The sequence below is a fragment of the Acinetobacter sp. CE-15 genome (genome assembly GCF_051059255.1).
GTDB lineage: Bacteria > Pseudomonadota > Gammaproteobacteria > Pseudomonadales > Moraxellaceae > Acinetobacter > Acinetobacter guillouiae.
The window spans coordinates 4,321,490-4,345,132 of record NZ_CP192737.1 but is presented as its reverse complement, the minus strand read 5'-3'; the positions used below and the strand labels follow the sequence as shown (position 1 = coordinate 4,345,132).

Below are 23,643 nucleotides of genomic sequence, written 5' to 3'. Positions count from 1 at the left end.
AGTGATTTAATTAGAATATTTGTTAGTATATCAATAACTTTATAATAATTGATGAATAGCTATGAGCACTAATTTAATTGCCCATTTAAAAAAGAAATGTGAAGAAGATGACAATGTAAAAATTTTACTGTCGCAGTGGGAATTCGATCAAAAGCTTGTAGGTAAAGCTTTAGAAAATATTGGTGGTTTTTATCCACATTTTAGCAATCATAATGCTTCACATTCACAGCAAATTTTAGTCAATATTGAACGAATTCTAGGTAACGATATTGAATTATTAAGTGCTACAGATACATGGTTAATTCTTGAAGCAGCATATTGGCATGATGTTGGAATGCTAGTTGATGCCAAAAATGCAAAAGAAGTGCATTCAAATCCCGATTTTAATTTCATGATCCAAGCGATCGCAAATGAAAAAGGGCATGATCTTCAAAAGTTTTGCCAAGCCTATGTTGAAAAAAATTGGTTATCAGCAATTGGAACTGTAGATCATCCTTTTGATGGAATTGAACAGTATCGTCAATTAGTGGCTGAGTGGTTTAGACGCGGACATGACAAGCGCGTTGGTAAAATTGTTGAGGATCCTTTTAAGGATTTGGGAATAACTTCACCTAGAACTGAACTTTTACCAAATAGAATATACCGCTATTTAGGACAAATTTGTGTTTCTCATGGAATGAATTTTGATACTTTGATGGAAACAATTCCTTATAAACAAACTGGTTTGGGTACGGAGGATTGTCATCCACGTTTTATTGGTTGTTTACTTCGTTTAGGCGATTTATTTGATTTGGATGATAACCGTTTTTGCCCTGTCATGGCAAAGCATGTCAGTAATATGCCTTCTGTGAGTAAACATCATCATGATAAACATTTATCGTTACGTGAATTTCAACTTGATAAAAGGACAGTGAAACTTGTAGCAGAATGTCCTGATGAAATGTCTTATGTTGAAACACAAAATTGGTTTGGATGGATACGAGAAGAATTCCAAAACCAAATGTCACAATGGAATTTAATTGTTCCTGATTTGAAATTTGGCTCATTACCTACTATCGAACAATTAGATGTAAAAATGGAAGTGAAATACGAAAATGGGGTTAAGAAAGAAAAATTACTTCTAAATAATAAGCCAATGAAATTTAAGTTGGATGAAAAAAATGCTATGGAGCTTTTACAAGGAGCAAACTTGTATAGTGATGAATACAGTATTTATCGGGAACTTATTCAAAACTCTATTGATGCGACAATGTTAAGAATATGGCTTGAAGAAGATCAAGAAATTCTTAAAGAATTACATCCTTACCATGAAGACTTTCTAAAAATTCTCGAAAAATATCCGCTTCGATTAGAACTTAATAAGGTTAAAAATATTGAAGGAACATTGGATAGTATTTGGCAGTTTCAGATTATAGATCAAGGTGTTGGAATGAGTATGATTGATCTTAGCTATATGCAAACTATGGCAGGATCGAGCAAAAACATTCATAAAAAGAAAATTATAAATGAAATGCCTCAGTGGATGCGACCTTCGGGTGAGTTTGGCATAGGTTTACATAGCGCTTTTCTACTTACAAAAGAATTACCTGATGAAATGCAAAGCATTAGATTTAATACGTATAACTATTTTTCACATGAGAGTTTAGATGTTGAAATGTTTTCACCTTTAGGTGGAAAGCAAGGTTATTGTTTTATCACAAAAAATATGGGTGATACTAGAAAGGTTGGTACAACGACAAATTTTTATATCAGAAGTAATTTTAATTTAGAGAAAATAGAGAATATTAAAGATTTTAATTTGATAGATATAGATGTTTTTGAAAAAAAATGGTGTGATTATCAAAAAGAAAAAATATATGAGATAATTTTAAAAAATGCACCAATTTATACTTTTGGATTTGTAAAAAAAGTAATACCAGATATGATTTGGGATAAGGACAAGCAAGTAGCATTTTATATCAAATCTAAAACTAATAATAATGAGGGTAGATATGAATTTTTATTTAAAGGTCAAAAAGTAGAAATAAATGATCATAGACGTTATGGTCTTAATAGTTATAGTTATTTTGAATATGTGGTTGATATATATGGTAGTAATGCTAAAGAAATTTTGAATATAAGTAGAGATTTTTGGAATGTGGACTTTGAATCTCGCCATGCGGATTATTTAAAAGAATTATTTGAAAAACATATTTCTAAAATTAAAACATTTGAAACTGATCTTCTAAAATTAACTTATTGTGCTGATTATAACATTGATTTTGAACTGTCAAAGGAGTGGGAGAGTAAAATAATAAATGGGCATCAAGTACAAGATATTTTAAGTCAAGATGGATTTTATATAATTGAAATAAATGCTAATTCGAAAGATTATCAATCTAAAAGGGACAAATTAATAAAGTTATTTGATGATTTTATTGTTTTAGAGGGAAGGCAATATTTTGATGAGTTGATGTTATACTCTTTGGATAACTTTTGCCATATGCAAAAATATAATATTTATATCTTAAGGTTATCAGAAAATTCATACCGCTACTCTGAGCCTTTTAGTCTAAAATTTTATAGTAAATCTATTGAACCTAATAGTAAATATAATGATTCAGTTTGGGAAAAAAATGACTTATATTATACTCATGAAGAGGATAATGTATTCCAAATTCTATGGGTGAGCCTGAGAAGACAGAATACTTATGAGATGAAATCTAATACTATATATACAGAGTATTTGAATAATAGTAGTGATAAGCTAAATTTATTAAAAAAATTCAACAAACTCCTCTTTAAGCATCAAGAGTATTTGGATGAACTAGGTATATTATCACCTTACCAAAATATGAATAATAAAATTGAACTTTTAGACTTAGATAAATTGAGTGCTTATGTCGCGAATAGAAAAAATGATTTAGTTAATGTAAAAGAATATAAGGATTTATATCAGAAATTAATTGTTGAGATTGATAAATATAAAGAAACCCCGCAATAAGCGGGGGTTTTTTTTATCTCAGTATTTAACTAAATATTAAACACGTTCGATAATTGTCGCGATACCTTGACCAAGACCGATACACATCGTTGCAAGACCGATTTGTGTATCTTGTTGCTCCATCACGTTCAACAATGTCGTGGTGATACGTGCGCCAGAACAACCCAATGGGTGACCCAATGCAATCGCACCGCCGTTTAAGTTGATCTTGTCTTGCTTGTCATAGATGTTCAAGCCTTTCATTACAGAAAGACCTTGAGCAGCAAATGCTTCATTTAACTCGATGGTTTGGATGTCTTCCATCGTTAAGCCAGCACGTTTAAGCGCTTTCTGTGTTGCAGGAACAGGACCATAACCCATAATCGCAGCATCACAGCCTGCAATCGCCATAGAGCGAATCACAGCACGTGGCTTAAGACCTAAAGCTTGAGCACGTTCAGCAGACATCAACAACATTGCTGATGCACCATCAGACAATGCAGAAGAAGTCGCAGCAGTTACAGTACCACCTTTAGGGTCAAATACTGGACGTAACGCTTTGAATGCTTCAAGGTTTGCATCTGGACGGATGACTTCGTCGATGTCGCAAAGGATTTTGAAGCCATTGGCATCATGACCTTCAACACCCACGATTTCGTTTTTGAAACGACCTTCCTGAGTTGCAGCCCAAGCGCGACGATGAGATTCAACACCAAACGCATCTTGTTCGTCACGGCTAATGCCGTTCATACGACCTAACATTTCAGCAGTTAAGCCCATCATGTTAGATGCTTTCGCATAATGCTTAGATGCTTCTGGGTTAAGGTCGATGCCGTGCATCATACCAACGTGACCCATGTGCTCTACACCACCGATGATGAATACATCACCTTGGTTGGTTGCAATTTGCGCCGCAGCCGTATGGATTGACTGCATAGAAGAACCACAAAGGCGGTTTACAGTTTGACCACCAACAGTCTTCGGCAAGTCAGCCAATAACACGATGTTACGACCAATGTTCATACCTTGTTCTAGGGTTTGGTTGACACAACCCCAGATCAAATCTTCAACTTCATTGACATCAAACTGGTTACGAGCAACTAAAGCACGAACCAATTCAGCAGATAAGCTGTCAGCACGTACATTGCGGAACATACCGTTTTTGGTTTTACCCATTGCAGAACGTACGCCATCAACGATGACAACGTCACGTGGATTTAAAGTAGCCATTCACGTTGCTCCTTAACCGTAGAATTTTTTGTTGTTTGCAGCCATGTCACGCAACATTTGTGGCGCTTCATAAGCCTTACCTAAGTGTGCATATTTGTCGCAAAGCGCAACATATTCAGCAACACCTGTTTGGTCGATGTAACGCGCTGGACCACCACGGAATGGAGGGAAACCTACACCCATGATCATTGCCATATCTGCTTCAGAAGCAGTAGAAACAATGTTGTCTTCTAAGCAACGAACAGTCTCGTTACAGAACGCGAGCATCATACGGTCAATAATTTCTTGAGCATCAAACTCGTGCTTTTCAGTTGTTGCCATCGTTGCAACAAGCTCATACGCAGTTGGATCAATAGATTTCGCTTTCTTACCTTTACGATCAAGCTCGTATTTGTAGAAACCGATGTCATTTTTTTGACCAAGACGTTTGTTTTCGTACATGATTTCGATTGCGCCTTTATAGTCAGGCTTCATGCGGTCTGGGAAACCTTCAGCCATAACTTCAGCACCATGCACACCAGTGTCGATACCCACAACGTCGATCAAATAAGCAGGTCCCATAGGCCAGCCGAATTTTTCCATGACTTTGTCGACTTGTTGGAAGTCTGCGCCATCTTTAAGCAGAAGGTCAAACGCACCAAAGTAAGGGAACAATACACGGTTTACAAGGAAGCCAGGGCAGTCGTTTACAACGATTGGTGTTTTACCCATTTTCTGAGCAAGAACAACAGTTGTCGCAATTGCTTCTTCAGATGTTTTCTCACCACGGATCACTTCAACCAAAGGCATCATGTGAACTGGGTTAAAGAAGTGCATACCCACGAAGTTTTCAGGACGAGTCAATGCATTTGCAAGACGCGTGATTGAAATCGTAGAGGTATTTGAAGCAATGATCGTATTTTCACGAACTTTTGCTTCTGTATCACGTAACACAGCTTCCTTGATTTTAGGATTCTCTGTGACTGCTTCAATCACGATGTCAACTTCTTTAAACTCGTCATAGCTTAAAGTAGGGCGGATACGTGCAAGTGTTTCACCCATTTTTGCAGGTGTCATCTTTTTACGTTCAACTTGTTTAGTCAACAAGCCATTCGCTTCAGACATACCCAAAGCAAGCTGTGGGTTACCGATGTCTTTCATGATGATTGGTGTGCCTTTGCTTGCCGCTTGGTAAGCAATACCGCCACCCATAATACCCGCACCTAAAACAGCTGCTTGGTTAACAGGGTGAGCACCTTTCTCATGTTTTTTAGAGGCTTTTTTCACAACTTGGTCATTGATGAATAAACCGATCAATGCACCTGCTTGTGGTGTAATCGCAGCTTTAGCAAATGCTTCAGCTTCAATTTTTAACGCTTCATCACGTTTTTGGCTTACACCAGCTTGAAGTGAATCAAGAAGAAGTTTTGGCGCAGGGTATTGAGCAGGGTTTGCTTTCGCAAGGACCACACCTTTAGATGAGTTAAACGCCATCATTTGTTCAAGCATGTCTAATTTAACAGGCTCTAATTTTTCTTGACGTTTTGCTTTCCAGTCTAAACGACCAGAGATTGCTTGTTTAACAAGATCAATCGCAGCTTCTTGGAGTTTGTCAGCTGCAACAACTGCATCTACAGCACCGTCTTTCAGCGCAGCATCTGGACGTTTGTTTGCTGAAGTCGCGATCCACTCAACCGCATTGTCAATACCAATCAAACGGCTTAGACGAACAGTACCACCGAAACCAGGAATGATACCCAGTTTAACTTCTGGTAAGCCCACTGTTGCAGCATTTGACATTACGCGGTAGTCACATACCAAACACATTTCAAAACCGCCGCCCAATGCAATACCATTGATCGCAGCAACTTTAGGAATCTCTAGATCTTCAAAAGCGTTAAAAATCTCGTGAACAGGCATTGCCCATTCTACAATTGCACTTTCACCTTGCTTAAAATTTTCACCAAACTCAGTGATGTCTGCACCAACGATAAATGTTGATTTACCAGAGGTAACGATGAGACCTTTCACTTCACTGTTATTTTTTACAGCTTCAATAGCAGCTTTAAAGTCTTCAATCGTTGCACGGTTGAATTTGTTAACCGACTCACCTTGTAAGTCAAAGCGGAATTCTGCAATTCCGTCCGAAAGCAATTGGACGGTAATGGCATTGCCAGCGTGGATCATGCCCTGATCTCCTTTTTTGGAGGACTTCTTAAGTTGATGTTTTGAAGTGTGTATGCAATTCCCGCACACATTTCGACTTCACTAATCTTACGATAACTATATCTAAAAATAACCTAACAAGTTGTATCAAGCCGTGACGCAAGGGTCATCAATTTTTTTTGAGTAGAAGATTAAATTAAGCTTTTAAATTTTAAGAAATTTATAAATTTTTTATATAAATATTTGAAATTTATCTATTTAATGTAAATTCCTTTGTGCCTTTCTTTAGAAAAAGGAATAAGAATAGCCATTCATAGTGATTCATTTTTTTTGTCATTTAGGTCAATTGCTGTGAAATTTAATTATATGTTTAGAAAATCTTTATAATATATTGAATGTTTTGTATTATATATGTAATATTTGGTTGGTATTTGCTTAAAAAAAGAACCCGTTATGAATACACAAAACAAGAACCTCGTATTTACAGCTATTTTTTTATCACTCTCCCTGATTGGATGCGGGGGTGGTGGTGACTCTTCATCAGATAATTCGAAACCTTCAACAGCACAAGACAGTTTGGATAATGGAACTCGCTATTACTCCGTTGATTACGCATTGAATAAGGGTTCCGATAATTTAACGATGAAATATTTTGAAATTTTCAATAAACAGTTTAAGGATGAGGCAACCAATACGAGCCTAAAAAAATATATATTAACAGCCAACAAATTGTATACTCCGCTAGAGATTGCGGCGAATACAGTTGCACTAAACTCTATGACTTCATGGACCTCAACCTTAATTGGTAATGTTAAAACGGATCTTAAATTAGAAAAAGTTAATGTCTCAGGAAAAAATATTTTTGATACAGTTTTACCAGGCTATCGTAGTTTAGGTTTCGATAGTGAAAATAGTTATTTTGAAGCACGAAAATTATTAGCTTCATACGGTAATGATCGTTTTCCACAAGGGAGTAACTGTTATCGTTTTATTTCCAGAAAGAACAACCAAGATTATTTTAGTTTTAATACAAATGATGAATTAAATAAAACATTTGAAGAGTTTGATAGTGGTAATCTTAGCTATGTGAACTATTTGAATAAAACATATGAAGGATTAGGTATAACTTATCGTTATTCAAGTGGTAATTGGCAAAATGTTCCTTGGACAACTATTTATGAAACTGATACGGGGGTGAGGGATAAAAGTGCAGTTGCGGTTAAATATCAAAATAAAACATATTTGGCTGATTACGATAGTGAAATTGAATGGACGAGAGCCAAAGAAATTAAACAATGGGAAAAACTGCTAGCTGCAGCGACAACAGACAAACAAAGAAGAACAGCAACGTTAAATATTGAACGGTTGAAGAATGGATGTTTTATATATAACACGCAAGCTGCATCAGCTTTGGTTTCTTTAAGACTGATTGATTGGAATAAATAAGAAAACAACTTAGATGTCTGTCTAATAAAACTTCAACCAAATTTGTAGTCACTTCTACAAATTTGGTTTATTTTTAATAATAATCAATAAAAACATCCAATTAGGTCATTGTGGCTTTTTGATTTATAGGTTTGTTATACTTTGTAGAAACATTCTCACTTTTTGAGATTTAAAATTCTATCAGCACATGTTGCTTGATTAACCTGATTAATGAAAAGAGTGCTGTATGATTAAATGGATCATATTGGCGATTTTTGTGATTTCTGCTTTGTATATCCAAAATCGCGGTAAAGTGCGACATTCGTTTTATCGTCAATTTTTTGACCATTCAACGATACTCGCACCAATTAACTTTCTCATGTATATGTTTTCAAAAGTGCCGAATCAGCCGTATATCGACACACAACATTTTAAAGATTTAAAAGTGTTAGATGAAAACTGGGAAATGATTCGTGAAGAGGCGCAAGCGTTATATGCCAAAGGTGGAATCAAGGCTTCAAGTACATATGATGACTTAGGCTTTAATTCATTCTTTAAAACAGGTTGGAAACGGTTTTACCTAAAATGGTATGACTCAGCGCATCCGTCAGCAGCAGAGCTTTGCCCAAAAACAACTGAATTGCTGAAAACTTTGCCAAGTATTAAGGCGGCAATGTTTACAGAGCTTGCACCTGATAGTCGATTAGTGCGCCATCGTGATCCTTATGCAGGTTCATTGCGTTATCACTTGGGGCTCATTACGCCAAATGATGATCGTTGCTTTATTGATGTAGATGGTCAGCGTTATTCATGGCGTGATGGTGAAAGCGTGGTTTTTGATGAAACCTATATTCATTATGCTGAAAATACCACAGACCAAAATCGTATTATCTTTTTTGCTGATGTAGAGCGTCCATTAAAAACAAGATTTATGCAGCGCTTTAATCACTGGTTCGGTAAAAAAGTGATGACAGCTGCCAGTTCTCCAAATGAAGCAGGTGATCAAACAGGGGGGTTAAACAAAGTTTTTGGTTATGTGTACCAAATCCGCATTAAAGCCAAAGCCTTGAAAAAAACCAATCGTCAGTTGTATTACTTTTTAAAGTGGTTCTTGATGTTAGGGATTTTCTTCCTGATTTTTATTCGACCATATATGTCACAGATCATTGCATTTTTTGAAAAAATGATTTGATTTTAAACGCCCGCTAGGGCGTTTTTTAATAACAAATTTTGACTTGAGTTTAACGCTCGATTTTTTTAATTTACTTTCATAATTTATAAAAGCGCTGGAAAACACAAAATGTTTAAAAATTTAGCCTCAGAAATGATGGGTATGAGTGATATTGGAACAATTATTGAGCCACATGATTTCAATAAAACAGATATTGATGATTATATTTTTCATGAAGATAACGAGAAAATTTTCTTTGTCATCAAAAGTAAAACAGATGAATATTGCTTTACCAATGTGGCCTTTATGCACCTAGATGGTAAAAGTGCCATCAGTAAAAAACGTATGCTGTATCGCTACTTGTATAAGCACAATCCAATTAAAAATGTACTTTTAGAAACAGCAGGTACCGTGGATTTAGATGCTGAAATCAAGTTCCAATTAGGTGAACAGCATTTCTCTATCGATATTGATAAAAAACAAATCGAGAAAATTCGTGATCTTTATAAAGCTTTATTTACCATCGGTGAAACTTGCAAAGAGATCAATCGTAAACGTAATGTGCTATTACAAAGCACTGACAATGTGCAGAAAATGTTTAACTTACGAGAGCTTAGTGAACAGGCAATTTTAAATTTACCTGAAATTATCAATCAGACTGCGCAACAAGTTGAAGATTATGCCAACCAGCGTATTCGACAGATTGAAAATTATGATTTTTCTGAAATTTTTGATCGCTATTTAAAAAATTGAGGTTTAGACATTTAGTCAAAAATTAAAACGCTCGAAAGGGCGTTTTTTATTATGTAAATTGATGATTTTATAGTCATATTTAACTCGAAATTCAGATAGAATAATATTTTGTATGGGGAAACTTTGAAGAGCGTGATGCAAAAATTTCATACTAAAATTGATTGGTGGATTTTAGGCTTTTTAATCGCAATGACAGGTCTACTGATTCAATTGCTTTATACCATGTATGCAAAAGGCACTATGGTTGAATATCCTGAGCATACAGCGGTGTATATTTTAACTATTGCTGTGATTTGGTGGCCAGTTTTCAATACACGCTATATCATTGAAAATGAAGCATTGATCATTCATAGTCTATTTTTAAAATGGCATATCCCATTGGCAAATATTCAAAACATCAGCAAAACCAATAATTCGATTTCATCACCTGCCTTATCTCTAGATCGTTTGAAAATCGAATATATGAAAGATGGAAAAATCAAACAGGTCTTGGTTTCTCCAAGAGATCAACAGGCCTTCCGTCAGGCAGTAGAAGTCGGTCGTACTCAGATTTAAATAAATAGAGAATAGCAATCGTTTGTGATAAATATTTTAGAATCATCATAAAGGAACCTATTATGGGCTTTTCTCTACTGTTTATACGGATAAAAAATCAGGAGATAGTCGATGCCGATCGTGATGGACTCGCCAGATTTTTAGCGGAAAATCAATTATATGTTCATACTCAAGTAGGCAGTGGAGCATTAGTTGATCAGAATGAAAAGGCTTTAGCTTTTAATGGTTATTTGAGTGATTTATATTTAGACCCATTAGAGCAATCTGAACCTATTACAGGTGGAATATACCATGCCACGCTAAGTGAAGAAGAATGCATCTTTATTTATGATCTGTGCGTGGCTGGAAAAATGCTGATCGTCAATCCGCAAACTAATCCCATGTATCTCATCCCAACTACTAATCATGAGCAACACAATATTCCCGATTTGAATGATGCTGTATGGGTGAACAGTGCAGCAGAAATGTTGCTTGTGCTTTCACAAGGCTTTAATGCATTTAAAGTCTATAAAGAGAAAGTGATGAGACAATATCATGATAAAGATCATCCTCAAGCCTGATTTTCATAAACGGTAAAATAGCTTTTTTATAGAGATGAAAGATAAATGATAAGGTCTAAGCAAGGTTATAATAATGTTAATAATCAACCATATGAAAATAAAAACAGTCAAATTTGAAGCAATTTTCACTTGTGATTTTATGAAATATTGGTTAATAATGATTCAAAATAAATAGTCGAGTGAACTGCTATAATGAAAAAAACAATATTTTTTATAATCAATGCTTTAATTTTAACAGCTTGTGGTGGATCGGATGATTCAAAAAGCGAATCAGATAAATTTGATACCCTATATTCATTTCAAGGTGGAGGCATTGACTTACTATTCGGAGCAAAAACTTACCATATTAATGAAAATAAAAATCTCTTGGTTCAAGATGCTTCTATAGAAGAAACTTCAAAATATTATCTAACACAAAATGCTATTTCGACATTTACCCCACCACAATTAGATCAAAATACATACTTGCTAGGTGAGTCTGCAACATTTGATGGAACGAAATTACAATATTCCGTGAGTAATTATATTGCTGAACAACCTTTGGTTTTATCCTATCAATATAAGAAAATTGATGTCTCTGGGCAATTGATTACGGATGATATTTATAATCCAATCCGTCAAATGAGGAGTAGTGTGACAGGTCAGATTTTACTTGCAATCTTAGGGTTAGGTTATTCGCTAAATGAAGTATTTCCAAAAGGCTCTATTTGTTGGCAAAGTTTGTCAGCCAATAGTAATCAGGAATATATTGAGTTTTTACCGTATATCGTTGATGCAAAGGTATTTGCAGATTTAGAAATAGAAGCAACAGGAAATTGGAATAATGTGGCTTGGACGCGATTCAAAGACAAGGAAAACACTCTATATAGCAATGTAAAGCTCACAATAGATGGAAACGACTATCGTGGAAAATATCATCCTCAAAATGAATTTTTTTATCATAAATCTGATGAATTGGCGTGTAATTGGATGAACCGTATCGCCTATAAAGCTGCGAATCAGCCCTTTAAAAAATGAAAAATCAAGATATGTTCCAATAGAAAGCGCAAGTAATTCACTCAAGTAGACTTGAAAAATGGATGATCTAACTACATCATCCATTTATAGTCCAAAGTTAAAAGCCTACTGTGAACGAAAACGCACGTGAAAATATCGAAAAGATTCTAGCCAATATGACGACTTTACCTGGTGTGTATAAAATGCTGGGAAAAGAGGGGGAGTTATTATATGTCGGAAAAGCCAAAAATCTAAAAAATCGCGTACTGAGTTATTTTGTCAAAACGATTGAACATCCGAAAACACAGGCTTTGGTTGCACGTATTTATAATATTGAAACCCTTGTCGTCCGTTCTGAAACAGAAGCTTTATTACTCGAACAGAATCTAATAAAACTGCATCGCCCACCGTATAACATTATGTTGCGTGATGATAAATCCTATGTCTATATTTTTGTCTCCGCAGATAAACCTTATCCACGTATTGCTTCAGGACGGGGCAAAGGCAAACATCAAGTGGGTAAGTTTTTTGGCCCTTATCCAAGTGCTTATAATGCAAGAGACACACTGTTAGTTCTACAAAAATTATTTAATGTCCGCCAATGTGAAAACAGCTATTTTTCACAGCGTAAACGTCCTTGTTTGCAATATCAGATCAAGCGTTGTACTGCGCCTTGTGTGGGGCTTATTTCAGCCGAAGCTTATAATGAAGACGTACAAAACTCGATTCGTTTTCTAAATGGCGATACCAAAGAACTGAATCAGGAATTGATTCAAAAAATGGAACAAGCGGCAGAAAATCTAGAATTTGAGAAAGCGGTATTTTACCGTGACCGCATGGCCTTACTGCGTGATGTCCAAGCACAGCAAGCCATTTATAAAGTCAAAGGTGAAGCTGATATTCTTGCCATTGCCTATCAAGCGGGTGTGACCTGTGTACAGATCATGCATGTGCGTAATGGGAAAATGCTGGGTGGGAAAAGTTATTTTCCCGATATGTTGGATGATGATTTGGGGCAAATGTTGTCTGATTTTATCGCCAATTTTTATTTTCAGGTCGCAGATGAAGTTCCTGCTGAACTGATTGTCAACGTGAATGTGACAGACCGAAAAGAACTGGAAGCGGCTTTACATCAACAGTTTGAAAAGAAAATTCAGATTAAACACAATGTTCGTGAAACTCGCGCTGAATGGCTTGAGTTGGCTGAAATGAATGTTCAGCATGCGATCAAAGGAAAATTAGCCAATCATTTAGAATTAAATGAGCGTTTTCATCAATTGGAACAAGTCTGTGGGCGACCTGTTGATCGTATTGAATGCTTTGATATTTCGCATACTATGGGCGAAGCAACCATTGCATCATGTGTGGTTTTTGATGCAGGTGGCGCACGTAAACGCGATTATCGCCAATTTGCGATTGAAGATATTACTGGCGGTGATGATTATGCCGCTATGCGCCAAGCCTTAACACGCCGTTATAAAAAAGCCATGTTACCCGATTTATTATTGATTGATGGGGGTAAAGGGCAACTTCATATGGCGATGGAAGTTATGCAAGAGCTTGGTTTAGATGCATTTATGGTGGGTGTCTCCAAAGGTGAAGGGCGTAAACCTGGTTTAGAAACACTACATTTTACCGATGGCACGAAGATTCAGCTTCCTGAAGACCATAAGGCACTGCATTTGATTCAGCAAGTTCGTGATGAAGCACATCGCTTTGCAATCACCAAACATCGCGCTAAACGAGATAAGCGTCGTGGAGGTTCGGTACTTGAGGCTATTCCGGGCTTGGGTCCAAAACGTCGCCGTGATTTACTGACTCATTTTGGTGGGATTCAAGGGGTACTTAAAGCCTCTGAACATGATTTAAAAAATGTTCCCGGTTTAGGCGATGTTATGGCACGAGTGATTTATAAAGTGTTGCATGAATAACACTGTTATTATTCTCGATCATAAGTCGTATGTATAATTCAGCTTATTGATTTTAATTAAATATTTATGCAGTCTTGGTTTTATATGTTGATATATACAAGCAGCGCTGATCGATTATTTGCAGGTATGATGCGGTAGTTGTTTTCAGTGTGGTAACAACAGCGGCGGTAATGGGCAGATCTGATCAATATCAGGAAAACGTTTATTGGGATCGGCTCGACGTTGCTCTAGCAATTCGTAATAGCATGAAGCGTGTTTAGGATCTTTGGGGATTCCATGTTCCCCTCTGTCTAATGAAAAATAGAGTCGAAATAAACTGTCTTTGCTGCCAAGAGATGCTGCTTTTTTGGAAATATTCAAGTGCGGTAGGAATATCTTTTTCTACAATTAGATAGTCCACTCCAAGAGCGTGGCCTGCATCAGCCAAGTCTTGTGATAGTGCACATTCTAGTGCTTGCCTTCCAATAGTCTTGCCGCGACTTCTAGCGGGTTCCAGTTGCAGTTGAAAAGCACGAATTATGTTTTCACCTGTTGCTGCTTGTCCATACTTGTTCCCCATATCCGCCGCCTTACGAAAATAGTTGAGCGCTGCCGTCTTATCTTTTTTAACGCCAATACCTTGTTGCAGCATGACACCCATTGAGTAGTAAGCGTGTGCAGACTGCATTTTCATCGCGCTTTCTACTAAATCAAGGGCTTTTCCTTGATCAACTGCTACGCCAGTGCCATGGATATATAGACCCGCTAAATTCAGTAATGCTTTATAGTGACCGCGTTTGGCAGCTTGTTGATAGAGGCGAACCATTTCAGCATCATTGGCTGGATTATTGGCTTTCTCTAAGGCTCTTGCACGTTGAAACAAGGCATCAGACGCGTCATCGAATGCTGGGTTTTGCTCTTTGCTACAGGTAAAGTGTAGTGCGTTCCAGTCTATGCTTTCAGTATTTATGGTCTTTGCTGTGTTGGTCTGTTGGCAGGCGAGGAGCATTGGAACAAAGCAAATCCCGATCCAACTTCGACAATAGTGTTTAAGCAGGTTTCGCCAAAGATTGCGTATATTCATCATAAAATCCAAAATTGATGAAGCTAAAGAACACCCTAGATCAATATTTTTGAAGTTATCATTGGGTTGTATTTGTTATTTTAAGCGTACGTTTCTTATTTCCTGTTTGGAAATTTCTTAAAGATAAGTACGTTATACATATTGCCTTCAATCCGTTATCTGATCAAGTGAAGGGTGAAAAGTGTTCAATTAGCGCTTATCTTCTATGTGATATGTGCTGATATTCTCTGATTCTAAACAATCAGCCTCGATTCAGATCTACTTTATTCTGCGCATCGTGCTGTTATACGAAGCACTGAAATATGAATAAATAATAGCAGGCTCAATATCTATTTAATACAATGTGTTAAAACCTTATTCTTGTCGTTGTAGACGTGAGCCAGCTGGTTTGGAATATGAATGATCGCTATTGAACCTAAATCGCATTTGCAAAAACAACCATTGACGCATCAGTCACTGATCATTTTCATCTCCTGTTAAATATGAAACAGTACAACAAAGATTGGAAAATTGGACAGATCATGTCATTAGAAGCGCTATTTCAGCAGATTGAACAAGAAGAGTGGATTGATATTCCTCAAGGGTGGTTGCAGGGGCGTACCATCTTTGGCGGTCTCGTTGCAGGTATGTTGGTTTATAAAGCAATTGCAACCATTCACGATCCAGTTAAAAAGTTGTTAAGTTGTAGTGTCACTTTTGTTGGGCCTGTTGAAGAAATACCAGTGAAATTGACTGCTGAAATCCTGAGACAGGGTAAGTCTGTCACGACGATTGAAGTCAGACTGTGGCAAAATGAGGCTGTACAAAGTATTTTAATTGCGAGTTTTGGTAGCCAACGCGATTCTAAAATTCAAGTGTCTTTAGAGCCTCAAGCCCCTGATTTTCCGCCACTTGATCAGATTAATATTGTCCCTAAATATTTACCTTTTCCTGAGTGTGTAAAAAATTTCCAACTGGCTTGGATTGAAGGGAATTATCCAATGTCAGGCAGTAAGCAACCTGATTTCTCGGGTTTGTGTCGTTTTGACCCTGAGCTACATGCCAATCGAACAATGAATATCTCAGACATCATGACCTTAATGGACGTTTGGCCTCCGGGTGTATTGCCGATGTTTAAACTGCCTGCGCCCGCAAGTACACTGACTTGGCAAGTAACGTTTATCCATCCTTTACAAAATCAGTTGAATGATTGGTTCAAGTATAAAGTGATTACAGACTTTGCTGAGCATGGATATGCAACAGAACATGCCTATCTTTGGGATGAGCAAAATCGACTCATTGCGATTGCAAGACAGACGGTTACAGTATTTACCTAGTCGACAGTTTCATGTGAATCGTTTAAAGTACTAACGAAATAGAGCTTTACTCTAAATTATTATTTACCTTCATTCGGGTAAGTAGGGGACTCACTGGCGGTGTCTATGACTACAGGTCGTATCCTGAATATTCCAAATATCTTGACGCTTGCTCGAATCGCGTTAATTCCTGTTTTTTTAATTATTGCCTATTGGCCACCTGCAATTGGAGTGGCTGGACATACTGGTGGTATGACGCGTCATATTATCTTGACTGCAATTTTTGTTGTTGCAGCAGTCACAGATTGGTTTGATGGTTATCTGGCACGAACATTAAATCAAACCTCAGCTTTTGGGCGGTTTTTAGATCCAGTTGCAGATAAATTAATGGTGGCAGCAGCACTGATTGTTTTAGTGCAATGGCAACCATCAATCACTATGGCATTTGCCGCAATTGTGATTATTTCACGTGAAATTACAGTTTCAGCACTGCGTGAATGGATGGCTGAATTAGGTGCACGTACCAATGTGGCAGTCTCCACGGTGGGTAAATATAAAACAGCCTTTCAGATGATTGCGATCACGGTATTTTTATTAAATTGGCAGCCGCTAGAAATACTGGCTTATGCCTTGTTATATACCGCGGTCATTTTGACACTCTGGTCGATGTTTATTTATTTAAAAGCAGCGTGGCCTTATTTAAAACAGCCTTAATTTGCGCAATTGAATGCAATATACAGATCAAAGCCTTTCTCTCGTGAAAGGCTTTTTTTGTGCTTGAAAGTCAGTACAATGGAAAGATTGATGAAAACAGATACAAATCGTTAAACATCATCTTGGGCTATATTGAAAATCAATCAAATTACAAGAAACACTGTAACTGGAATATTGAGAAACACGCCATTGCAGGTAAAATTAAGGAATACACATGGCAGCATTGCTTTATTTATCGAATCAAAATTTGTATTTATTGGATGGGAATAAAAGTATTACGGTTCCTTGCCAAGCCATTGACTTATATAAAAAGAATTTAGTTGAGATTCAACAACGTAAAGATTGGAAAACCAAAGGTACGGGTGCACAGTTCATGCGAACATCTTCACAAGATGATGAGGTGGATTTAAACCATATTTTCCCCACAGATGTAGCTCTCACTGCTGATCATAAAATGATTTATACCGCTTGTTTGCAAGAAGGCACTTCGATCAATATCAAATCATTGACAGATTTACAAGAAACCGAAGGCTTAGTATTACGAAAGAATGATTTTGTGGTACAGGACATGGCTTATGATGAATCTAAAAAGCGTTTAGCCCTATCCGTTAACACACAGGGCTATGAACGACATATTTGTATTCTGCCTTTAGACGCCAATCGAACACAGTATTTGACCGAAGGGGATTGTCAGGATTCAAACCCATGTTTTGATCCGCGAGATACCATGCAGTTGTATTATGATTCGTGTGGTTTAGCCTATGGCGAACACCGTATTGCCTATAGCCCCAAAGAAATTTTTCATTTGGATATGGGAACAGGCGAGTTGCAAACAATCGCTTCAAATCCAAAGTTTGATTTCTTTAAACCCAAAATGGATGAGCAGGGCAATTTGTATTTTATTAAACGCCCGTATTCCCGTGATGGCGCTCACCAATCCCCGTTAACAACGTTTAAAGATATTATTTTTGCGCCTTTTAAAATTATTCGTGCGATTGTGGGGTGGTTGGATTTCTTTACTCAACGCTATACGGGTGAATCGTTAAAAACAACGTCTGGAAATAATCCAGCCAAATCGCAACAAAAGTCAGAAGAAGAGTTATTTGTTGAAGGTAATTTGATTAAGGCTCAGCAAAATTTAGAACGTAATCAGAAGGCGGGCGAAAAATATCCAGGGATGATTCCAAATTCTTGGGAGTTGATCAAGATGACAGCTTCTGGTGAAATGATTGTATTAAAAAAAGGCGTGATGAGTTTTGCTTTAAAAGACAATTCTATTTTTTATTCCAATGGAAAATATTTGGTTGAAATTGATCAAAATAACAATGAGACCTTGCGGGTTGAAGCCAAGCTAATTTCAAAAATTATCTGTTGAGGTCCTGTGTTTCTACACTACATTTAAAATAAACCAAAGCTGAAATGAGACTTTGGTTTATTTGCGAACTTGTTTTGAGAAGGAGACAAAGTATCAGGCTTAATTAGTTTTTGATAATCGTCAGTGAAGTATGTTCAAAGCGCGATTTTAGCTTGTCCATATCAGTCAGTGAGAACGTCCCTTTTTCAGATTCCCGAGAAAGAAATACTGAAAGCGATTGAAAATCTACACGGCTAATCAGTAAATCTTGTATAGAAACAGTCCATTTTTCACCTGAATGTAGTCGCGCAATTTGGTTCGAAATGTGGTTAAGCAGATCCATTTTATTCATCCTGATGCAAGTGATTGGAAATTTTTATCTTGAAAATAAAAACTCACTGAGTTGATCACTTAAAATATTTTTAACCTGTACACATAAGCGTTAAAGCCATCCGAGATGACTATCATGTGACATTAATATTGCAATTTCGTGACAAGTAAACTTGGATATCCGATTAAAATAAATAAACTTTATTTTTTTTCTGCCGAAAAATTCGAATTTGCCAAAATATATTCAATCTCTTCTTTTGCCGCAGTTTGTAGTTTGCTACGTAAAGCATTTAGGCTCTGTTCGATGAGCGTTTCTGCTTCTAACTCAAGACGTAGACGAACACTTTCCAACTCTGAAGTCATTTGTGCATCTGTGATGCGGAATTGCCCATTGGCATAATCTATTGCTGGATAATCAGGATTTTTAGTGTATTTTTCACTATATTCTGAAATTTCAATATCAATTTGTTGACGTAAATTTTGTAAGGTCAATTGTTGATGTTCAAACTGCTGAATTTCATCTTGTTGTAGTGCTAAATTATAGGCGTGCTGTAATGCTCGTTTTTCCGCTAAAGATTTTTCAAGCGCCAATTGTCTACGGATTCGTGCTTCTTCAATCAGCTGGGCTTTTAGCTCAGCATAGGCGTGTTCAACTTGGAGTTGCGCCACTTGCATTTGGCGTTGGTCGTTACTTAGCCAATCCTGTACATTTGTTTTAGGGCTGAGAAGGTCACAGATGCGGTTAAGGTCATCTACAAAAGTTTGGCGTACCGCTTCAGGCGTATCTAACCAGCGCTTTTTAAAATCTTGACCGACATTTAATGTCACCACGCATCTCCTTGATATAAAATGAGAATGAAGAATTAAAGTTTAAATGTTTGAGGCGAAACACCCATTCGTCGATAGGCTTTATATTTCTCTCGACCAATTTGTTTTGCTGATTCAGCATTTTCAATAATTTCTATAATGTGACTAAATTGTGTCACTTGTTCAAGTGCTTGATTGTTAAAATTAAACACAATCCAGTCTAAAGACTCAGGTAATCTTGAAGAAATACAGATCGGTGCATCAATTTGATCAATTCCATGCGCAATAAAACTGGTCGGATCAAAGCTCCATAAACGCTCATCCAGTTGTTGCTGCATGTCTACATCAGGGCAATGCAACCAAACTTTGGCTGCATTTCGTAAAATTTTACGACATAAACGACAGGCACTTTCCACCTGTCGCTCAGGGCTTTTTTCAAACAAATAAAAGCTAATTTTAGCCATTCTTTTGTACACGGTTGGCGATTAATTGCATCAACAATGGCACTGGACGGCCTGTTGCACCTTTATTTGCACCAGAATTCCACGCTGTACCTGCAATGTCTAAGTGTGCCCAACGATAGTCACGGGTAAAGCGTTGTAAGAAGCAAGCTGCTGTAACTGCGCCAGCTTTTGGACCACCAATATTGGCAATATCGGCAAATGGCGAATCAAGTTGTTCTTGATAATCGTCATATACGGGCATACGCCATACACGGTCAAATGCAGTGTGTCCTGCTGCTGTAATTTCTTCTGCAAGTTCATCATCTGGTGTAAATAAACCTGAAACCACTGAACCTAAAGCCACTACACAAGCACCAGTCAGTGTTGCAATATCAATCACTACTGCAGGATTAAAGCGCTTAATATAGGTTAAGGTATCACAAAGGACTAAACGACCTTCGGCATCGGTATTCAGGATTTCAACCGTTTGACCACTCATGGTGGTTACAATATCACCAGGGCGAGTTGCATGACCAGAAGGCATGTTTTCAGCAGCAGCAATTGCGCCAACTACATGAATCGGGAGTTTTGCTTCACAAAGTGCACGAATCGTACCCAGCACAGATGCTGAACCACACATATCAAATTTCATTTCATCCATGCCTAAGCCCGGTTTTAATGAAATACCACCTGTATCAAAAGTCACACCTTTACCCACAAGTACGATTGGTGCTTGATCAGGATTGGCTTTATATTCAAGGGTAATCACTCGTCCTGGACGATCAGAACCTTTGCTTACCGCAAGGAAAGCATGCATGCCTAGATCAGCAAGTTGTTGTTCTTCAAGTACCGTTACTTGTAAAAGCTCAGGGAATTCAGCTGCTAAAGCACGTGCTTGTTCTGCTAAATATTCAGGGAAGCAAATATTAGGAGGGCAGTTACCTAAGTCACGGGCAAAGTTTTGACCTTTTTGAACAGCTTGAATAAGCGTGATCTGTTCTGCAGTCAGACTTGATTGCGTTGCAATAAATTCAATATTTTCTAAAGTAAACTCATTCTTCTTCGATTTGAATTCATCATAAGCATATGCAGCTTGCGTCAAATTTAATGCAAATAGATAATGTAACTCAGTCGGTAAAGCCGAAATATCGATGCTGATTTTTTGGAATTTTTTTTGTGAAGCTTTGATAATGGTTTGTGCGATTTTTGCTAATTTCGCAGCTTTAATTTCAGAGGCTTTATCTATGCCCACTAAAGTACATTGCGTAACTTGAGTTAGCTTTCCGATAAGTGGTAGAGTTTCGTTTAAACTTGCTTTGAATTGAGTGTCTTCAATTATGCTGTTCAAGTCATTGATTTTATATGTTTCTTGAACTTGTTTAGCGTTTTCAGAATCCACCAGAATAAATAACGACTGGCTAGATGTAGACGCTGAAAATGACGTATTGATCGTAAGTTTCATGTGTTGTCTTTGTGCCTTTTGTACATTTCAAATCATTAAACCATTGAACCACTTCAAATGGTAGAATTTCAATCTAGTTTTATAATTTTAACTTCGGGTAAACTAGCGCTACATCACGATATTACCCTTATTTGGAAGATTAATTTGATTATTCGACGTTACCTTGTCAAACAAGTCGTTTCGACCTCTCTTGTGGTTGTCACATTACTGACAGTCATTATGATGGGTGGGCAATTGATTAAACGATTTGGTCAAGCTGCTATGGGGCGTGTAGATCCGAGTATTCTGTTGAGTATTATCGGTTTTCGTTTACCTGAGTTTTTGACTTTAATTCTTCCTTTGGGTTTCTTTATTGGGTTGATGCTGGTTTTTGGTCGTTTATATGTCGATCATGAAATGGCGGTACTGAACGGGAGTGGTATTAGCCGTATTCAAGTCGCCAGATTATTGATTCCACTGACTGTTATTTACTTGTGTGTACAAAGTGTCTTAATGATCTGGATGTCTCCATGGGGGATCCGTCAATATGAGCAACTGATCTCTACACAAGCGGTACGAACAGGCTTTGATTTAGTTCGGCCACGTGAGTTTATTTCTTCGGGGGCTTATACGATTTATGCAGGCTCTTTATCTGAAGATCGTAAAAATCTAAAAGATATTTTCTTTTATCAACGTGCTGAAAAAGAAGGCAAACCTGATGTCATGATTTTGGCAAAGGAAGCGACACGGATTGAAATTGCCAATGAAACCGCCAGTGTGGTTGATTTAGTCGAAGGTCGCCGTTATGAAATTTACCCAGGAACACCCAAATATAGCCAAACCGAATTCCAATCTTATCGTTTACGTTTAGAAAATAATAAAGAAGCCAAGTTTGAAAGTGATGAAGTTGAGGGGCTATCTTTTGGCAAATTGCTTGAAAATAGAAATGACCCTGTTGTGGCAAGTGAGTTGGGATGGCGCTTATTTGTTCCGTTTTCCATTATTGTCGCCTTAATGCTGGCAACTGCATTGTGTGAAGTCAGCCCAAGACAAGGTCGCTATCTCAAACTTTTCCCAGCATTATTGATTTTTGCCAGCTTAATTGTGGCACTCATGGCAATACGAACCCGTATCAGTAAAGATGAAGTGGGTGTTTGGGCATATCCTGCAGTGTTATTATTCTATGCTGTTGCTGCCGCTCTATTTTCAAGAAAGCAGAAATTAGCACCTAAGATTAAAAAGCAAATACAGCGAGTAAAATCATAATGTTAGCACGTAGAATTGTCGCAAAACATGTGACGAAAACCACCTTGCTCGCCATGTTAGGTGCGACCGCAGTCCTTGCCAGTTTGCAGATATTGTTCACCTATTTGGGTGAGTTAAGTGATCTTAAACAAGGCTATACGGCTTGGAATGCGTTGCAATATGTTTTATGGGGCGCACCTCGTTATTTGTATGAGATTCTTCCAATTGCAGCCTTGATCGGGGCTGTATTGGGTTTAGGTTCAATGGCTTCCAACAGTGAACTGATTGTGATGCGAGCAGCGGGTATTAGCCTCTGGCGTATTGTTGGTTGGGTGATGCGTTCAGCGATGCTTTTGGTGGTGCTTTCATTTTTATTGACCCAATTCGTAATTCCCTATACCAATGAACAGGCGAAAAGTATTAAAAGCCATCGCAGTGTCGCGGCGCTTGGGGAAGTTAAAGGCTATTGGACACGTGAAGGGCAACGCTTTATTTATATTGATTATGCCAACTCGCAAGGCACGCTAAAACAAGTTCAAGTTGTCGATTTTGACGAAAATTATCGAATGAAATCATTGCTAAATTCGGAAGAAGGGCAGTTCTTCAAAGAAGGTCAATGGAATTTAAAAAACAGTGCCCAAGTCAATTTATTAGACAATGGTCAAGCTCAAGTTGTCAATAAAAACCAACAGGATTTAGCACTCGCATTGCAACCGAAATATGTGCATATGGTGACCATCAATCCTGAGGACTTAGCCCCTACGCAGTTGTTGAGTTTTATGCAATATATGCATGAATATAGCCAAGTACCGAAGACATATCTTTTGGCTTTCTGGAAAAATATTGGTTCACCATTTGCGTTACTTGCATTGGTGTTGATTGCCTGTTCATTTATTTTTGGGCCTTTGCGCCAACAATCAATGGGTTTTCGCTTAGTCATCGCATTATTTGTTGGTTTGGGCTTCTATTACATACAAGACTTCTTGGGCTATGCGAGTTTGGTCTATGCACCATCGCCAGCTTGGTTTGTATTTTTGCCAATTGTATTGATGTTTGGTATCGGCAGTTATTTGTTGTACAGAGCAAGATAATTTGATGAATCAATTGCTTAGGTCAGTTGAATTTTAACTAGATTAGAAATTTAGATGATGGCAACCCGTTTTTGCCATGGTCTTAGCATAGAGTCTGCCGTAAAAAAACGGTAAGATGTAACGATTAATTTG

At 37.4% G+C, this 23,643-nt stretch carries 20 protein-coding genes; 13 read left to right on the top strand and 7 right to left on the bottom strand.

The genetic code is table 11. From position 1 onward, the window contains the following. Positions 1–61 precede the first annotated feature (61 nt). Positions 62–2,983 (top strand): HD domain-containing protein, encoded by a 2,922-nt coding sequence (locus ACQ7EO_RS19990; RefSeq protein WP_434278522.1) that lies wholly within the window; start codon positions 62–64, stop codon positions 2,981–2,983. Positions 2,984–3,019: 36 nt separating this feature from the next. Here ACQ7EO_RS19990 and fadA read toward each other — a convergent pair whose 3' ends face one another. Together fadA and fadB are read right to left on the bottom strand one after the other, a co-directional pair. Continuing rightward, on the bottom strand, positions 3,020–4,192 hold the full coding sequence (fadA, locus tag ACQ7EO_RS19985; protein ID WP_004718442.1) for an acetyl-CoA C-acyltransferase FadA: 1,173 nt from the start codon (positions 4,190–4,192) through the stop codon (positions 3,020–3,022). Between the two features lie 12 nt (positions 4,193–4,204). Beyond that, positions 4,205–6,358, bottom strand: a complete 2,154-nt coding sequence (gene fadB / locus ACQ7EO_RS19980; RefSeq protein WP_004818537.1) for a fatty acid oxidation complex subunit alpha FadB — start codon at positions 6,356–6,358, stop codon at positions 4,205–4,207. Between the two features lie 432 nt (positions 6,359–6,790). On the opposite strand from fadB, the gene ACQ7EO_RS19975 reads away from it, so the two are divergent. The 7 genes from ACQ7EO_RS19975 (at position 6,791) to uvrC (ending at position 13,728) form a co-directional block, all read left to right on the top strand. Continuing rightward, positions 6,791–7,783 carry a hypothetical protein gene (locus ACQ7EO_RS19975; RefSeq protein WP_434278519.1) on the top strand — a complete coding sequence of 331 codons (993 nt, stop codon included), beginning with the start codon at positions 6,791–6,793 and terminating at the stop codon, positions 7,781–7,783. A 226-nt stretch (positions 7,784–8,009) separates the two neighbouring features. Further along, positions 8,010–8,954 (top strand): lipid A hydroxylase LpxO, encoded by a 945-nt coding sequence (gene lpxO, locus ACQ7EO_RS19970; protein ID WP_004718437.1) that lies wholly within the window; start codon positions 8,010–8,012, stop codon positions 8,952–8,954. Positions 8,955–9,062: 108 nt separating this feature from the next. Beyond that, positions 9,063–9,686 (top strand): PH domain-containing protein, encoded by a 624-nt coding sequence (locus ACQ7EO_RS19965; RefSeq protein ID WP_004718435.1) that lies wholly within the window; start codon positions 9,063–9,065, stop codon positions 9,684–9,686. Between the two features lie 135 nt (positions 9,687–9,821). Further along, positions 9,822–10,241, top strand: coding sequence for a PH domain-containing protein (locus ACQ7EO_RS19960; protein ID WP_004818543.1), 420 nt, complete (start codon positions 9,822–9,824; stop codon positions 10,239–10,241). A 62-nt stretch (positions 10,242–10,303) separates the two neighbouring features. Continuing rightward, positions 10,304–10,801, top strand: coding sequence for a hypothetical protein (locus ACQ7EO_RS19955; protein ID WP_434278517.1), 498 nt, complete (start codon positions 10,304–10,306; stop codon positions 10,799–10,801). Positions 10,802–10,993: 192 nt separating this feature from the next. Further along, a complete protein-coding gene (locus ACQ7EO_RS19950) occupies positions 10,994–11,818 on the top strand; it encodes a hypothetical protein (protein WP_434278516.1) in 825 nt (274 codons plus the stop codon). A 110-nt stretch (positions 11,819–11,928) separates the two neighbouring features. Then, positions 11,929–13,728, top strand: a complete 1,800-nt coding sequence (gene uvrC / locus ACQ7EO_RS19945; RefSeq protein ID WP_434278514.1) for an excinuclease ABC subunit UvrC — start codon at positions 11,929–11,931, stop codon at positions 13,726–13,728. Between the two features lie 256 nt (positions 13,729–13,984). Here uvrC and ACQ7EO_RS19940 read toward each other — a convergent pair whose 3' ends face one another. Next, the gene (locus ACQ7EO_RS19940; RefSeq protein ID WP_434278512.1) at positions 13,985–14,791 is read right to left on the bottom strand and encodes a tetratricopeptide repeat protein; all 807 of its coding nucleotides are present in this window, start codon (positions 14,789–14,791) and stop codon (positions 13,985–13,987) included. Between the two features lie 521 nt (positions 14,792–15,312). Here ACQ7EO_RS19940 and ACQ7EO_RS19935 point away from each other — a divergent pair. The 3 genes from ACQ7EO_RS19935 (at position 15,313) to ACQ7EO_RS19925 (ending at position 18,175) form a co-directional block, all read left to right on the top strand. After that, a complete protein-coding gene (locus ACQ7EO_RS19935) occupies positions 15,313–16,107 on the top strand; it encodes a thioesterase family protein (protein ID WP_434279640.1) in 795 nt (264 codons plus the stop codon). 105 nt (positions 16,108–16,212) lie between these two features. Further along, positions 16,213–16,800 carry a CDP-diacylglycerol--glycerol-3-phosphate 3-phosphatidyltransferase gene (gene pgsA, locus ACQ7EO_RS19930; RefSeq protein ID WP_004718416.1) on the top strand — a complete coding sequence of 196 codons (588 nt, stop codon included), beginning with the start codon at positions 16,213–16,215 and terminating at the stop codon, positions 16,798–16,800. A 214-nt stretch (positions 16,801–17,014) separates the two neighbouring features. Continuing rightward, positions 17,015–18,175, top strand: a complete 1,161-nt coding sequence (locus ACQ7EO_RS19925) for a hypothetical protein (protein WP_434278511.1) — start codon at positions 17,015–17,017, stop codon at positions 18,173–18,175. Positions 18,176–18,278: 103 nt separating this feature from the next. Here the strand turns inward: ACQ7EO_RS19925 and ACQ7EO_RS19920 are convergent, their stop codons facing one another. The 4 genes from ACQ7EO_RS19920 to ACQ7EO_RS19905 form a co-directional block, all read right to left on the bottom strand. Beyond that, the gene (locus tag ACQ7EO_RS19920; RefSeq protein ID WP_004818550.1) at positions 18,279–18,497 is read right to left on the bottom strand and encodes a hypothetical protein; all 219 of its coding nucleotides are present in this window, start codon (positions 18,495–18,497) and stop codon (positions 18,279–18,281) included. A 188-nt stretch (positions 18,498–18,685) separates the two neighbouring features. Then, positions 18,686–19,315 carry a cell division protein BlhA gene (gene blhA, locus ACQ7EO_RS19915; RefSeq protein ID WP_239046608.1) on the bottom strand — a complete coding sequence of 210 codons (630 nt, stop codon included), beginning with the start codon at positions 19,313–19,315 and terminating at the stop codon, positions 18,686–18,688. 32 nt (positions 19,316–19,347) lie between these two features. Beyond that, entirely contained in the window at positions 19,348–19,755 is a 408-nt protein-coding gene (locus tag ACQ7EO_RS19910) for a DNA polymerase III subunit chi (RefSeq protein ID WP_004818553.1), read from the bottom strand. After that, positions 19,748–21,196 (bottom strand): leucyl aminopeptidase, encoded by a 1,449-nt coding sequence (locus ACQ7EO_RS19905; RefSeq protein WP_434278508.1) that lies wholly within the window; start codon positions 21,194–21,196, stop codon positions 19,748–19,750. The genes ACQ7EO_RS19910 and ACQ7EO_RS19905 overlap by 8 nt, the downstream gene beginning before the upstream one ends. A 144-nt stretch (positions 21,197–21,340) precedes the next feature. Here ACQ7EO_RS19905 and lptF point away from each other — a divergent pair, with 144 nt between their 5' ends. Further along, positions 21,341–22,441: an LPS export ABC transporter permease LptF gene (gene lptF, locus ACQ7EO_RS19900; RefSeq protein WP_034613617.1), complete on the top strand. Its 1,101-nt coding sequence runs from the start codon at positions 21,341–21,343 to the stop codon at positions 22,439–22,441. Then, on the top strand, positions 22,441–23,511 hold the full coding sequence (gene lptG, locus ACQ7EO_RS19895) for an LPS export ABC transporter permease LptG (RefSeq protein ID WP_004818556.1): 1,071 nt from the start codon (positions 22,441–22,443) through the stop codon (positions 23,509–23,511). The genes lptF and lptG overlap by 1 nt, the downstream gene beginning before the upstream one ends. The last annotated feature ends 132 nt before the right edge of the window (positions 23,512–23,643 follow it).